At 69.1% G+C, this 15,027-nt stretch carries 4 protein-coding genes; all 4 read right to left on the reverse strand.

Annotated features, from left to right (window positions below; translation table 11 throughout):
* Positions 1-324 precede the first annotated feature (324 nt).
* From HUA75_RS06760 to HUA75_RS06775, 4 genes are read right to left on the reverse strand one after another with little or no spacing between them, the layout of a single operon-like run.
* Positions 325-1,383 carry a Rieske (2Fe-2S) protein gene (locus HUA75_RS06760; protein ID WP_141649502.1) on the reverse strand — a complete coding sequence of 353 codons (1,059 nt, stop codon included), beginning with the start codon at positions 1,381-1,383 and terminating at the stop codon, positions 325-327.
* Entirely contained in the window at positions 1,380-2,885 is a 1,506-nt protein-coding gene (locus HUA75_RS06765; RefSeq protein WP_174485833.1) for a condensation domain-containing protein, read from the reverse strand. Before HUA75_RS06765 ends, HUA75_RS06760 begins: the two co-directional genes overlap by 4 nt.
* Positions 2,882-9,460: a type I polyketide synthase gene (locus tag HUA75_RS06770; protein WP_174485834.1), complete on the reverse strand. Its 6,579-nt coding sequence runs from the start codon at positions 9,458-9,460 to the stop codon at positions 2,882-2,884. Before HUA75_RS06770 ends, HUA75_RS06765 begins: the two co-directional genes overlap by 4 nt.
* Complete coding sequence (locus HUA75_RS06775) at positions 9,457-15,024, reverse strand: type I polyketide synthase (protein ID WP_174485835.1); 5,568 nt, start codon at positions 15,022-15,024, stop codon at positions 9,457-9,459. Before HUA75_RS06775 ends, HUA75_RS06770 begins: the two co-directional genes overlap by 4 nt.
* Between the last annotated feature and the right edge of the window lie 3 nt (positions 15,025-15,027).

Consider the following 15,027-nt stretch of genomic DNA (forward strand, 5'->3'; position numbering starts at 1 on the left):
CAACGCTCTTGAGGGGTTGGCGCATCCCTGGCCCCCGGAAGGCACCCGCCGGGGACCCCATGGGGGAAGTGCCCCCCGGGTCCGCCGGACCGAGCCTCCACCCTTCGGGCAGGCGCGGATACACCGGGTCCCTTGGGGGTTCCTCCCGCGCGAAGGCGGTTGTCCCTGTCGCCCGGATGCAGGACTGGGGGGCAAGGGGGCGCGTTCCGGAGCCCAGCCGTCGCGAGGCGGGACTCGCCCTGGGCCAGGTGCGCCGCCGAGCGGAGGGGCGAAGTCCATCCCTCCGCCTCACGGTCGCGCCTGGACGAGCCAGGGGCCTGGTGCTCAGGCGGCGGAGAGCAGGTCCGCCTTGGGGTACTCGCGGACGTACTTGAGGAAGCCGAGCAGCGTCTTGTCCGCTTCGACCATCACCCCTTGGCGGAACTGGATGGTCTGCAGGACACCCTCGTCGTCATCGAGGAACGCTTGCATGAACTTCGCGGCACGCAGCAGGCGAGGCGCGTCCTTGAGGAAGCTCATCATGGTGCCGCTCACGAGCGCGAACTGCTCCGTGCGGGTCGGCGGCCGGCCCTTGTTCTTGCCTTCCTTTCGAGGCACTCCCGCGAGCAGGTAGGCCCGCGTTCCACCCCCTGGGATGCGCGTGCCGGTGAACATGCCGAAGATGGGGCCCGAGGGCGTGCGGGAGATGGCGGAGAACGTGTTGGTGCCTGTCACCCGGTTCCAGTTCTCCACCTTCAACCCATCACGGGTGGTGTAGTGGACGTCGTGCTCGAGGACGTAGTCCGAGCTGTTCATGTTGATGGGCCCCTCGATGATGCCCAGCTCGTGCAGCGTGTGCAGGTGCTGGTAGTCGTGGGAGTTGCACACCATCACCCAGGGTGGGACGGGGAAGCCCGCCTCATGCACCTTGACGCCGTACAGCAGGTCGCTCTCCTCGTAGCCGCGCACGCCCGGCACGTCGAAAAGCGGCTTCTCGCCGTTGAAGGCCCAGACCATTCCCCACTTCTCCGCCGTGGGAAAAGTCTGGATGCGGGCGCGGTCGGGAATCTTGCAGCCCACGGGGATGTGGGTACAGACGCCCTCCTGGTTGTACTGCCAATGGTGGAAAGGGCAGCGCACCTCGTCGCCAATCACGTCGCCGATGCTCAGGTCCGCGCCAATATGACTGCAATAGGCGCTCATCACCTGCGCCTTGCCGTTCTTCCCTCGAAAGGCAATCACCTTTCCATCCAGGAACCCACGGCCGACAATCTTGCCGGGCTTGAGTTCCCTCGAAAGGCAGACGGCATACCAGTTCTGGTGATAGCCGATTCCGGGGCCTTCGAGGATGGGCCGCGAGTCGCGCACAGCGGGTTCGGTGGCGGGGCGCATCAATGCCGTCATGGGTTCCTCTGGGGGTGGGGGTGGGGAAAGACTGACTGCCGTGGGTCCTCGGCGAAGGCGCGCAGCAGGGCCTGGAGTTCTCGGGCCCAGTTGGTGACGGTGTCGGGGTCGATGCGGTCGCTGTCGTGGATGAGCTCTCCATGCAGCCCCGCCGGGGTCTCTTCCAGGTACAAGGTGAGGTCGAGCAGCGCCGTGTCGTGCGCGAGCGCCAAGGGGGTCGCCTCGAGCGCGGACAGCTCGGGTTGGGGCGCGACGCCCTTCAGGACGAGCATCACGTTGGGCGTCGGGCCTCCAATGGCCTCGGGCGGAACGTCGGGATGGGCATAGGCGCCGAGCGCGACCGCTCGTGCATGCGCGAGCAGCTCCAGGAAGCTCGGTGCGCCCTCGGGACGCAGGCGCAGCGCCAGCGTGTTGATGAACGTCCCGACGAGCGGCTCGAGGTCCGTGTGGCCCCGATGTGCGGCGGGCGTGCCGATGAGCAGGTCTCGCTGGCCACACGCTCGCGCGAGGAGCACGTACAGCGAGGACAGCAGCACCATGAAGAGCGTGCTGCCCGCCTGCTGTCCCACCACCCGCAGCCGCTCGACGACCTCGTGCTCCACGCTGAAGTCGACGGAGCCACCGTGGTAGCGCCGCTGCTCCATTCCTTTCGAGCGAGTGGGCCACTCCAGCCGAGGCGGCGGGGCCGCAAGCTGCTGCTTCCAGTACCCGAGCTGTCGTGGAAGGACCTCCTCCTCGACCCATCGCCGTTGCCAGCGCGCGTAGTCAGCGTACTGGAGGCGCAGGGGCGCGAGTGGACAGGGCTCGCCCGCGAGGAAGGCCGCATAGAGCACCGTCAGCTCATGCACCAGCGCTCCCCGGGATGCGCCGTCCACCACCGTGTGGTGCATCATCAGCACCATCACATGGCGCTGCTCGGAGAAGAGCAGGAGCCAGGTTCGGAACAGCGGGCCTCGGACCAGGTCGATTCGCCGCCGTTGCTCGTCGTGAAGGAGGCGGCGAAGTGCTTCCTGCTGCGCCTCGGCGTCGAGCGCGCACAGGTCCACGGGCTCCATTGCGGTAGCCCCCGGTGGCGCGATGACCTGGACGGGAGTGTCTCCCCGGAGCTCGAACGTCGTCCGCAGCACCTCGTGGCGCTCCACGAGCGTCGCCACGGCACGCGTGAGCGCATCCCGGTTGAGCGGCCCCTCCAGCCGCATGGCGAAGGTGGCGATGTGGGCTGGAGCGAGGTCCGGCTCCTTCACCTCGGCGCGCCACAGCCGCTCCTGGGTGAGAGACAGCGGCGGTGGCCCGTTTCGAGGCAAGGGCTCCAGTCGAATGGACTCCGGCGCCCCCCGCGCCTGCTGAAGCAGCTCCAGCAAGCGCGGCTTGTGCTCCACGAGCGCCGAGCGGAGCGTCGCGTCCACGACGCCCTCTTTTGCTCGGACGCGCAGCTGCTGCCCCTCCGCCCAGAGCTGGACGTGGCGCTCCGTGAGGCTGGAGAGGAGCTGCTCCAGGTTCATAGGGTCAGCTCACTCATTCCCGGCGTGGAGTCCGCCGTCAGCGCCTGCGTCGACGCGAGCTGATTGACGGTGAGCTGCTGCTGGGTGAGCTCCGCCAGTTCCTGGAGGCTGGCGCCGTCGATGAACTTCGCGATGGGCAGGTCCACGCCCAGCGCATTCATCAGGTGGTTCTTCAGCTCGATGGCCATCAGCGAATCGAGACCCAACTCGGTGAGGGGCCGCTCGGGCGCCAGCCGCGATGGATTCTTGATGCGCAGCACCTTGGACAGCCGCTTCTGCAGTTCGGTCACCAGCAACCGGCGAGCCTCCACGGGGGAGACCTCCGAGAGCTTGCGGAGCAGCGCATCGTCCCGGGCCGAGGCTTTCGCACCACCACCGCCCTCCCGTGCGACGAGCGCGGACAGCAAGAGCGGCACCGCGCCCTGCACCTCGAAGCCACCTCGGGCGATGGGCATGACCGCCACTTGAATCGCGGCGCTCGCCGAAAGCAGCGACGACAGGACGGCGAGCCCCTGGGCCGGACGGATGGGATTCATCCACCGGTCGGCGAGTCGCTCCTGGACGCGCTCGTTCGCCGCGGCGCCCACTTCCGACCACGCTCCCCAGTTGATGGTCAGCGCGGGCAGGCCCTTGGCGCGCCGGTAGTGGGCCAGCGCGTCCTGGAACGTGTTGGCCGCGGAGTGGTTCGCCTGACCGCTGTTCCCCAGCAGCGACGCGATGGACGAGTAGAGGACGAAGAAGTCCAGCGGCTGTCCCAGCGTCAGTCGGTGCAGGTTCCACGAGCCGAGCACCTTCGCCGCGAACACCTTCTTGAAGCGCGCGTGCGTCTGCTGCTCGAGGATGCCGTCGTCGAGTGCTCCCGCGGAGTGGATGACCCCTCTCAACGGAGGCATCCCCTCCAGCCCCGACGCCAGGGCCCTGGCCAGCGCGTCTTCCTGCGACACATCCGCGCGGGCCACCACGACGCGCACATTCGCGCTCTCCAGTTCCTGGAGCTGCTCCGACGCCGCCGCTGTCGGGGCCCCGCGTCCAAGCAACAGGAGGTGACGGGCCCCGCGCTCCACGAGCAGTCGGGCCGTGAGCAGGCCCAATCCGTTGAGTCCGCCCGTGATGAGATAGGTCCCATCTTCACGGCACTGGAAGGGCACCTCCGACTCCATCCGCGAATGCCGCATGACGCGAGGCACGCGCCGGATGCCGTCCCGGAAGGCGACCTGCTCGTCGGAGCGTTCCGAGAGCAGCTCGGTCACCAGCCCTTCCAGGTCATCGCGCCGAGGGTCCAGGTCGATGACCGTGCCTCCCAGCTTGGGGTACTCCATCGCGATGCCTCGACCGAGGCCGTGCAGCGGTGATTGCGCGACGCCCGGGGCTCCATCCCCCAGCACGTCGAGCGCGCCCCGGGTGACGAAGCTCAGCGCGGGAGAGAGCCGAGTGGCCAGCAGCGCCTGGAGCAGGTCGAGCGCGCTGCCACAACCGTTGCGGTACGCCGCCTCCAAATCGAGCTGCGCCATGTCGTCCGGTCCCGAGGAGTCGAGGCTCGTGAGGTGGACGACGTGCGTGGGGGCTTGCGTGATTGCGAGCTCTTTCAACAGCTGGGTGAAGTCCGCGACGGTGGCCCCCGTGCCAGAGATCACCGCGCACAGCTCGCCTCGGGCTTCCAGTCGCTCGGCCAGCCTGTATCCCGTGCCTCGTTCGTCCGCGACGATGAGCCACTGCCGCCTGCTGGCGCGCGCGTCCTCGTCGGGCAGTCGAGCCAGGATGACCGCCGCCTGGAGACTGGCTTCGTGCTCCTCTTTCGCCAGCGCCGCGCTCGCGGAGAAGCCCTCCTGCGCGAACAGCGTCTTCCACCCCGCGCTCGAGATGAGCGGGTGCGTGGGGCGCAGGTCCGTGTCCGTGTAACGCCACCAGCCCGACGTCAGGCCGAACGTGAGGTCGACCCAGCGCCGCTTGGACGTGGCCTCGACGACGAGCAGCATCCCCGAGGGCGCCAGGAGCCGCCGCGCGTTTCTCAGCGTCTCCTTCAAGCTCTCCGTGGCGTGCAGGACGTTGGCCGCGACGATGATGTCGAAGCCGCCGGCCTCGAAGCCCTGGGTGGCCGGGTCCTTCTCGATGTCCAGCGTCCGGTACGTCACGAACGGATGCGCGCGGAATTCCTGTGCGGCTCGCTGGAGGAAGAGCGGTGAGATGTCCGTGAAGACGTACTCGGTGCGCTCCGCGGGCAGCTCGGGCAACAGCAGGGCCGTCGTGCCACCGGTGCCGGCGCCAATCTCCAGCACCCTGATCGTGCGCTCCGCGGGCAATCGCGAGACAGCCTGCGCGAGCGCCGTCTTCGCCTGCGCGTTGAGCTCCCGAGGGCCTGGCGAGTCACGGTACAGGCTGGCCGCGACCTCCATGTCTCCCTTGGGGAACAGCAACTCCAGCGGGTCGCAGCGCCCCCACAGGGCCTCCGCGAGTCCTTCGCCGCAACGCTGCACCAACGCCTGCTCCGAGCGATGCGCCGGGTAACGCTCCGCCAGGGACGCCATGCGCGCCGCGACGTCCATGGGCGCCGGACAGGTGACGACCTCCAGTGTCTCTCCCGTGGCTCGCAGCAGGCCTTCCTCGGTGAGCATCTCGAGCAGTCGCCGCCACAGCCGTTGGTGCAGCGGAACGACCCCTAGCCGCGCGGCACGCTCATCCGCCTTGAAGCTCGTGCCCGGCGTGAGGTCGCAGCCCAGCCGCTCCATGGCCTGGAGCACGTAGGGGACGCACAGCGACTCCAGCTCCTGGAGGAACACGCCGTAGGCCGCCAGGTCTTCGCGGCCGGACAAGGCCTCCAATTGAGGGAGGACCGCGTCACGCAGCGAGTTCGGAGTCGGAATCCAGGATGGGGGCACGCGGCGCCCATGGGGCAGGGCGGGGTGCCATTCGAGTGCGTAGAGCCACTCCTCGAGCAGCTTGTCACCCTGGCCCAGCAACGCCTCCAGTCGGACCTGACGGAAGCGCAGTCGCTCCGCCTCCGCGAGCAGTCGCCCATCCGTGCTGAACACTCGAAGCGATGCAATCGCCTCCACGCCTTCCTGGCGACGCTGGAGACTTGCCCAGACCTCTCGCTCCATCGGGGCGTGGAGTCGGAGCCCTTCGACACCGGCGGGGAGATACGGCACGTCCTTGCGCTTGGGGAACGTCACGCCCAGCGCCTGGAAGCACGCGTCCAACATCACTGGATGCACGGTGTACGGCTCCAGCTTGAGTCCCTCCGGCAGGACGATGCGCACGAGGGCCTCGCCCTCCTGGCCGTACATGGCCTGGAGTGCCTGGAACATCGACCCGTACACCAGCCCTCCGCTGGCCAGATGCGCGTAGTAGTCCGCGGGCGCGATGGCCTCCGTCATCCGCGCTCGCAGGGACGCCAGGGACTCGCCCACCGCCTTTGACGGTGACGCCGCTCCGAGTCGCCCCGTGGCCACCTGTTCCCAGGTGGTGACCCGGTCTTGCTCCCGACGCATGAACACCTTGAGGACCTGCGTCGCTCCCTCCTCCTTCACCAGTGTCGATTGAAGGACGACGGCCCCCTTCTCCGGCAGGGCGACGGGCCGCTCGAAGGTGAGCTGGAGCAGCTCCAGCGGCTTCTCACCCGCCATGTTGGAGAAGCGACCCGCGGCCAGTGCCAGCTCGACATGGGCCGCCGCCGGCAACAGCGCGGTGCCCGCCGCGCGATGGTGGTCGAGGAAGAAGGGCTCCCTGGCGCCGAGCGCTCCCTCGAAGCGCACATCGTTCGAACCCGCCAGCTCGACGCGCCGGCCGAGCAGCGGATGGAGCACTCCCGCCTGGGAGGGCAGAGGCTGCGCGCCAGCAGTCTCCGGACCTGTCTCCACCCAGTAGCGCTCGCGCTCGAAGGGCGTGGTGGGCAGGCGCACCCGCCCACGAGACGTCTTCCCGTGTACCTGCGACCAGTCGACGGGGACGCCGCGTGTGTGGAGCGTGGCCAGGCTCTCCAGCATCCGTCGACGGTTCCCCATGCCCGTGTGCAGCGACGGAAGCCACTCGCGTGACTCGCCGTCCTCCGGAATGCACCGCTGCGCGAGGCCGAGCAGCACGCTCGCGGGGCCCACCTCCACGAAGTTCCGCACACCCAAGGCGTGGATGGACTCCACCGCTCGCGCGAAGTTGACGGGCTGGAGCAGGTGCCGGCACCAGAAGTCCGGCTCCGACAGCTCACCCTCCACGAGCTGGCCTGTCATGTCCGAGACGATGCGCAGCCTCGGCGTGTTGAGCCGCACCCGGGAGAGGTGCTCACGGAAGCGGTCGACCATCGGATGCATCAGGGGCGAGTGGAACGCGTGCGAGACGTTGAGCTTCTTCGCCTGGATTCCCTCCGCCGCCAGTGCCTCCACCACCGCGTTGACGGCCTCACTCGCGCCGGAGATGACCGTGCTCGTGGGGCCATTGATGGCCGCGATGGACAGTCGCTCGCGATAGGGCTCGATGGCCGCCGCCACCTTCGCGTAGGGCGCGAGGAACGACGCCATCTCGCCCCCCGGTGGCAGCTCATGCATCAGTCGTCCACGCAGGGCGACCAGCGGCAGCACGTCTTCAAGGCTGATGACGCCCGCCACGCACGCGGCCGCGTATTGCCCCAGGCTGTGCCCCACCACGACGGAGGGCTCCACGCCCCAGGCCTTCCACTGCTCGGCCAGGGACACCTCCAGCGCCACCATGGCGGGCTGGGTGAACACCGCCTGCTCCAGCGATGAGCCGCTGCCCTCCTCGGCGAACAGCACCTCCAGCAGGGGCTTCGGAAGGTGCGGTGCCAGGATGCTCGCGCACCGGTCCATCGCCGCGCGGAACACCGGCTCTCGTGTGTACAGCTCCCGCCCCATGCCCAGGTGCTGAGAGCCCTGTCCGCTGAAGAGGAAGGCAACCTGCGCGGCGCGCGACGCGGCCTCCTCGGAGACGATGAGCCCGTCGATGGGATTGCCATTCGAGAATGCCTGGAGCTGTGCTCGCAGTTCGTCACCCGAGGTGGCGACGGCGGCGAGCCGGTAGGGCATCGTGGAACGGCTGGCGGTCGCGCTGTGACACACGTCGGAGACGTCCTGCTCCGCGTTCCTCGTCAGGTGGGTCGTGTAGCTCCCGGCCAGTGTCGACAGCGCCGAGGCGGTCTTCGCCGAGAGGACCAGGACGTGTTCTCGTCCCGGTTCGGAGGGCGTGGCGCGCTTCTCGGTGATGGGCGCGGCCTCCAGCACCACGTGGGCGTTGGTCCCGCTGTAGCCGAACGAGCTCACTCCCACGAAGTTCCGAGGGCCGCCGGGAAAGTCGCGCCGCTCCGTGACGACGGACACGGGCAACTCGTTCCAGCGAATCTCCGGGTTTGGCGTCTGGAAGTGCAGGTTCTTGGGAATCTGCCGGTGCTGGAGGCTCAGCGCGGCCTTCATCAGCCCCGCCATGCCGGCCGCGATTTCCGTGTGCCCTATGTTCGTCTTCACCGAGCCGATGAGGAGCGGCTCCTCGCGGTGCCGCTCGTCCTGGAAGACGCGGCCCAGCGCTTCGACCTCGATGGGGTCACCCAGCGCCGTCCCCGTGCCGTGGGCCTCCACGAAGTCAATTTGCGAGGGCTCCACGCCACCGTTGCGGAGCGCGGAGCGGATGACTCGCTCCTGGGCGCTGCCGTTGGGCACCAGCAGACCGCTGCTGTGGCCGTCGTGATTGACGGCGGAGCCTCGAAGCACCGCGATGACTTCGTCACCGTCCGCGAGCGCGTCCGACAGGCGCTTGAGCACCACGACGCCGCAGCCCTCGCCCCGGACGAAGCCGTCCGCCCTGGCGTCGAAGGTCTTGCAGTGTCCCTCCGCGGAGAGCATCCGCATCTGGCATTCGACGATGGTGCTCATCGGCGAGAGCATCAGGTTGACGCCCGCGGCCAGCGCCACGTCGGTCTCTCCGTTGCGCAGGCTCTGACAAGCCAGATGCAAGGCCACCAGCGAGGACGAGCACGCCGTGTCCACCACGAGCGTGGGACCTTCCAGCGCGAGCAGATGGGCGATGCGTCCCGCCGCCACGCTCAGGCCCGTGCCCGAGCCGGTGTGCGAGTCAATCTCTCCGGAGGCATGCACCAGATAGGCGTAGTCGCGGTGCATTATGCCCACGAACACGCCGGTGGCCGTGCCCCTCAGCCTCGACGGCGAGAGCCCCGCGTGTTCGAGCGCTTCCCAGCTCGTCTCCAGGAGCAGTCGTTGCTGCGGGTCCATCAGCACCGCCTCACGCGGAGAGATGCCGAAGAACAGCGGGTCGAACCGGTCCACCTGGTTCACGAAGGCGCCATGCCGCGTGTACATCTTCCCCGGCGTGCCGGGGACGGGCGAGTAGAGCGCGTCCAGGCTCCAGCGGTCCGAGGGCACCTCGGTGACGGCGTCGCGCCCCGCCGCGAGCAGCTCCCAGTACGCCTCCGGACTGTCCACGTTCCCAGGGAAGCGGCAACCCATTCCGACGAGTGCGATGGGCTCCGCCGGGACGAGCCCCATCTTGTTGCGAAGCTGCTTGGCGGCATACGCGAGCTGCGTCGCGCTCATCTGGGCCAGTTCATGCGCGTTCATCGGTCACCTCGGGGCCCTGCTTCGTTGGACCGCCCGGCGGCGAGCGCCGCGGTCACATCGGCTTCGGACATCTGATTGACCTCCATCAAGAACGATTCGAGCTCGGCGTCTCGCGGGGCCGCGGACACCTCCTGCGCCTCGGGGGCGGGCACCAGCTCGCGCGCGAGGTGATTCGATAGGGCCTGGACACTCGGGTGGTCGAAGATGAGGCTCACCGGCAGCGAGCGACCCAGCGTCCGCTGGAGCGCGTTGCGCAGCTCCGTCGCCATCAGCGAGTCCATGCCCGCCTCGAAGAGGCCTTGCTCCGGGTCCAACGGACGGCTCGCATCCAGCCCGAGCACCCGCGTCGCCACCGAGGCGATGTGCTCCCGCAGGAGTCGAGGTTTGTCACCGGGAGGCGCGCTCTCGAAGCGGCGCAGGAAGTCCGCGCCCGTCGCGCCGCCCGTGGGTGTCACTCCCGCGAGCTCCGAGAAGTACGGCGCCGCGGCGAGCCGCCCCATCGACTGCCAGCCGATGGCCACGACTCCCACCTGGGGCCTTCGCTGACCCAGCAGTTGCTCGAAGGCGGCGAGCCCCTGCTCGGGACTGATGGGGGTGACGCCCATGCGGCGGACTCGCTCCATCACCCGTTCCGTCGCGGCCACGCCCACCTCGGACCAGGGGCCCCAGTTGATGGAGAGAGCCGGCAGGCCCGACGCATGACGGTGATGCGCCAGCGCGTCGAGGAAGGCGTTGGCGGCCACATAGCTGGCCTGCCCTGACTGCCCCAACAGTGAGGCCACCGAGGAGAAGAGGACGAAGAAATCCAGCGGCTGTCCCAACGTGTGACGGTGGAGATGCCACGCGCCGAGCGCCTTGGGGCCCAGCACTCGCTCGAAGCGCTCCAGGTCCTGCTGCAACAGCATGCCGTCGTCGAGGACCGCCGCCGCGTGGACGATGCCGCGCAACGGAGGCATCGTGTTCGCGAGGCGCGCGAGCAGCTCCGTGACTTGTGCCTCCACGGAGATGTCGACCTGCAAGGTGACGATGCGCGCACCTCGTGCTTCCAACTCGCGCAGGCTGTCCCTCGCTTCAGCCGAGGGGGCGCGCCTGCCAAGCAACACCAGATTCCTGGCGCCACGCTCCACCAGGCGGCCCGCGAGCTTCAGGCCCAGTCCGCCGAGTCCGCCCGTGACGAGGTACGTCGCGTCGCCACGGAGCTTGAGCGTCGTGGTGCCTTCCGCTGCCTCGGCGCTCCTCGCGAGTCGCGACACGAGTCGCTGGCCGCCTCGGAGGCAGACCTCGTCCTCGGGTGTGCGTTGCTGGAGCTCCGCGACGAGCGCCTCGACCCCGTCCGTTCCTTGCGCCGGGTCCAGGTCCACTCGCAGGCACCGCAGCTCCGGGTGCTCCTGCGCGATGGCCTTGCCCAGGCCGGACAGACACGCCTGCACGGGCGTTGGAAGGGGGTTTCCCTGCGTCGCCTGGGCGCCTCTCGTGACGAGCACCAGCCGGGGACTGACGCCTGTCTCGGCCGCCGCTCGCACGAGGTGGAGCGTGCTTCCCAGGAGGCTTCGATAGTCCCGGGCGAACGTGTCGGGCTCTCCGTCTCGCGCCGCACGCACGTCCAGCGCCGCGAGGTGGAGCATCCCCGTGAAGGGCCCCGCCTCCGTGAGCAGCCTCCTCGCGCTTGCCGCGAGCGTCAGGTCCACATGTCGCGTCCCGGTGTCCTCGGGGCCTGTTGTTTCTCCTGGCAGGGCCACGATGCAGTCCGACCCCGAGGCGCGCAGGCGGCGTGCGATATCCGTGGCCCGTCCACCCGTGTCACCGACGATGAGCCACCGCTCGCGAGGCGGCGTGCCCGTGGCGGGCGGCAGGGGCAGAGGACGCCATGCCACCTCGTACATCCAACCGCGCGGCACCCGCTTCGAGTTCCCGAGCAGGGCCTCACGCGGTGCCTGCTGGAACTCCAGTCGCTCCAGCTCCGCGAGGACTCGGCCGTCGGGCGCCAGGAGCGTGAAGTGCGCGGTGTGGACGCGCTGCCCCAACTCCGGCCCACCGTCGAGTCGTGCGTGGACGAAGACCTCACGCCCCAGCTTGTCGTGGACCCGCAGCTGTCCGATTCCCACGGGCAGGTAGATGCTGCCTGGAGGCCCCTCGGGAAACACGGCGCCGAGGACCTGGAAGCAGGCGTCGAGCAGCACGGGATGCAACACGTGCTCGCTTGCTTCGAGCGCATCGGGGAGCGTGAGCTGTCCGAAGGCTTCCTGTCCTCCTCGGCCGAAGCGTGTGACGGCTCGGCACAGCGGCCCGTAGTCGATGCCGTGCTCACCGATGCGCCGGTAGAAGTCCGCGACGGAGACCTCCTCCGCGCAGCGCCTCGCGAGCACCGTGACATCCTGATGCAGCGAGGCCGAGGGCTTCTCCGTCGAAGACAATCGCCCCGAGGCATGGAGGGTGAAAGCTCCGTCGGACAGGCTGTGCACCTCGAAGGTGCCCTTGCGCGCGCCCTCGCCGTCGTCCGGCGTGACGAGGACCTGGACCGTGCGCGGCTCGCCTTCCTCCAGCCGCACGGGCTTGTGGAAGCGGACGTCCTCGAGACTCAGCGCGCCCTGGCCGAAGACCTCCTGGCCCGCTGCCACGCCCATCTCCAGATACGTCGCACCCGGGACGATGACCGAGTCGTAGACGCGGTGGTCGGCGAGAAAGGCGGGAGACTCGGTGCTCAGCTCGCCCTCGAACTGGATGACCCGAGCCGCGGAGTTCAGCCTTCGTCCGAGCAGCGGATGCCGCGCCTGCTCTTCTTCGCTCCTCGCGGACTTGAGCTTCATCCAGTGGCGCTTGCGCTGGAACGGTTGGTTCGGCAGGGGCACCCGTGAGCGCCGGCCGTGGGTCGCAATCCCCGTGAGCCCACTCGATGCTCCTCGCACCCAGAGCTCCGCGAGACTCGCGCGCATCTGCTCCACGTCCGAGTGCCCGTTGCGGAGGCTCGGCAGCCAGACCAGGCGCTCGTCGGGCAGACAGGTGCGCCCCATTCCGAGCAGCACGGGGGTGGGGCCGAGCTCCACGATGAGGTCCGCCCCCTTCGCGTGCAGGGCGCGCAGGCCCGCCGCGAAACGCACGGGCTCCCGGACATGGCGACGCCAGTAGGCCGGCGTCGTCGGCTCGTCACGCACCAAGGCGCCGGTGAGATTGGAGATGAGCGGCAGCTCGGGTGGGCGCAGTCGGAGCTTCGCCACCATGCGCTCGAAGGAGTCGAGCATCGGCTCCATCAGCGGTGAGTGGAACGCGTGGGAGACGTTCAGGGGTTTGACCTCCACGCCCTCTCGCTGGAGGACTTCCCCGACGACCCGAAGCCGCTCGCTCCTGCCCGCGATGACCACTTCCGAGGGCCCATTCACCGCGGCGATGGAGAGCTCCCGGGGATGCGCGGCGACGAGGGCCGCCACTCGCTCCTCGGGTGCGCGTACCGCCAACATGCCCCCCACGCGTGGCAGCTCCTGCATCAGCCTTCCGCGCGTTGCCGCCAGCAGGAGCGCGTCCTCCAGCGACAGCACCCCCGCGACATGCGCCGCTGAAATCTCCCCGACGCTGTGTCCCATCACCACCGAGGGCTCGACGCCCCAGTGCTTCCACTGCTCCGCGAGCGCCACCTCCAGCGCCACCAGCGCGGGCTGCGTGTACGCCGTGTCATGCAACGCGCTGTCACCCGGCTCTCCCGCCGATGGGTAGAGCACCGACAGGAGAGAGACGCCCAGATGCGAGCGCAGCAGTTCGTCACACCGGTCCATCACCTCGCGGAAGCGAGGCTCATGGGCATACAGCTCGCGCGCCATGCCGACGTACTGCGAGCCCTGACCCGTGAACAGGAAGGCGACCCGGGGTTTCCTTCCCGTGGGCACCACTCCCGCGCTCACCCCTGAAGGCCGCTGACCCGAGGTGAACGCCTGGAGTCGCTCGTCGAGCTGCGCTCCGCTGGAGGCCAGCACCGTCAGCCGGTGCGGAAATGATGCGCGCCCCGTCGCGGCCGTGAAGCAGACATCCGCCAGCGGAACGTCCTTGCCCGGCCCCTGCCTCCAGGTGAGGTAGCGCCGCGTGAGCTCCTGCAGCGCCTCCTCGCTTCGTGCGGACAGCGCCAGCAACTCCGGACCGGGTCCCGGTGTCTCCGGCACTCTCTGCTGCGTGACAGCGAGTGGGGCCTCCTCGATGAGGACGTGCGCGTTGACTCCAGAGAGTCCGAAGCTGCTGACGCCCGCGATGCGAGGTCGGGTGCCGCGCTTCCATGGCGTGCGCTCCGTCGTCACCGCGATGCGCGCCGGGTCCCACGCAACTTGCGGGTTCGGCGTGCGGAAGTGCAGATGCGCGGGGAGCTCTTCGTTCTGGAGTGAGAGCACCAGCTTCATGATGCCCGCGACACCGGCCGCTGCTTCCAGGTGACCGATGTTCGTCTTCACCGAGCCGATGAGGAGCGGCGCACCCGGCGCTCGCTCGGGACCGAAGACCGCGTCGATGGCGCGAACCTCTATCGGGTCTCCCAGCGGGGTCCCCGTGCCATGGGCTTCCAGGTAGTCCACGTCGCGCGGCGACAGCCGCCCCGAAGCCAGGGCCTTGCGAAGCAGCTTCTCCTGCGCCGGGCCGCTCGGAACCGTGATTCCGCCGCTCTGTCCGTCGTGATTGACGGCCGAGCCCCGCACCAGCGCCAGCACCGGGTCTCCCGCGCGCACGGCGTCGGAGAGGCGCTTGAGCACCAGCATCCCGCAGCCCTCGCCACGGCCGAACCCATCCGCCGACGCGTCGAAAGTCTTCGAGCGACCATCCGGCGCCGTCGCGCGCATCTTCGACAGGACGATGCTGGTGTCCGGGAACACCATCAGGCTGACACCTCCCGAGAGCGCCAGGTCGCACTCGCGAGCGCGCAGGGCCTGACAGGCCAGGTGCGTCGTCGCCAGCGTGGAGGAGCAGGCCGTGGCGATGACCATGCTCGGGCCTTGCAGGCCGAGCACGTACGAGAGCCGCCCCGCGGCGAAGCTCATGTCATTGCCCGTGCCCATGTACGGCAGGTCGGGCGGGTCGATGCGCTGGAAGGGGACTCGGCCGTAGTCGCCGGTGATGACGCCCACGTAGACGCCGGTGGCGCTGCCGCCCAGCCGGTCCGGAGCGATGCCCGCGTTCTCCAGCGCTTCCCAGCTCGTCTCCAGCAACAGGCGCTGCTGCGGGTCCAACATGGCCGCCTCGCGCGGCGACATGTTGAAGAACGGCGCGTCGAACAGGTCGATGCGCTGGTCCACGAAGCAGCCGTACCGCGTGTACATCTTCCAGAACCGGTCGGGGTCCGGGTCATAGAGCGCGTCCGCGTCCCAGCGCTCCAGCGGCACCTTGCGCGTCGCGCACTGCCCTTCCTGCAGCAGACGCCAGTAGCTGGCGGGGTCATTGGCTCCGCCCGGATAGCGGCAGGACATGCCGACGATGGCGATGGGTTCTTCCTGGACCGCCTGGAGCGCGTCCAGCCGCGAGCGCATCTCCTTCAGGGCGATGGCGGCCTGTTGAAGCGGCGTGGGGACTTCGCGGGGAGGGGAGGAAACCGTCATGGG

It is taken from the genome of Myxococcus sp. CA040A (assembly GCF_013336725.1).
GTDB lineage: Bacteria > Myxococcota > Myxococcia > Myxococcales > Myxococcaceae > Myxococcus > Myxococcus llanfairpwllgwyngyllgogerychwyrndrobwllllantysiliogogogochensis.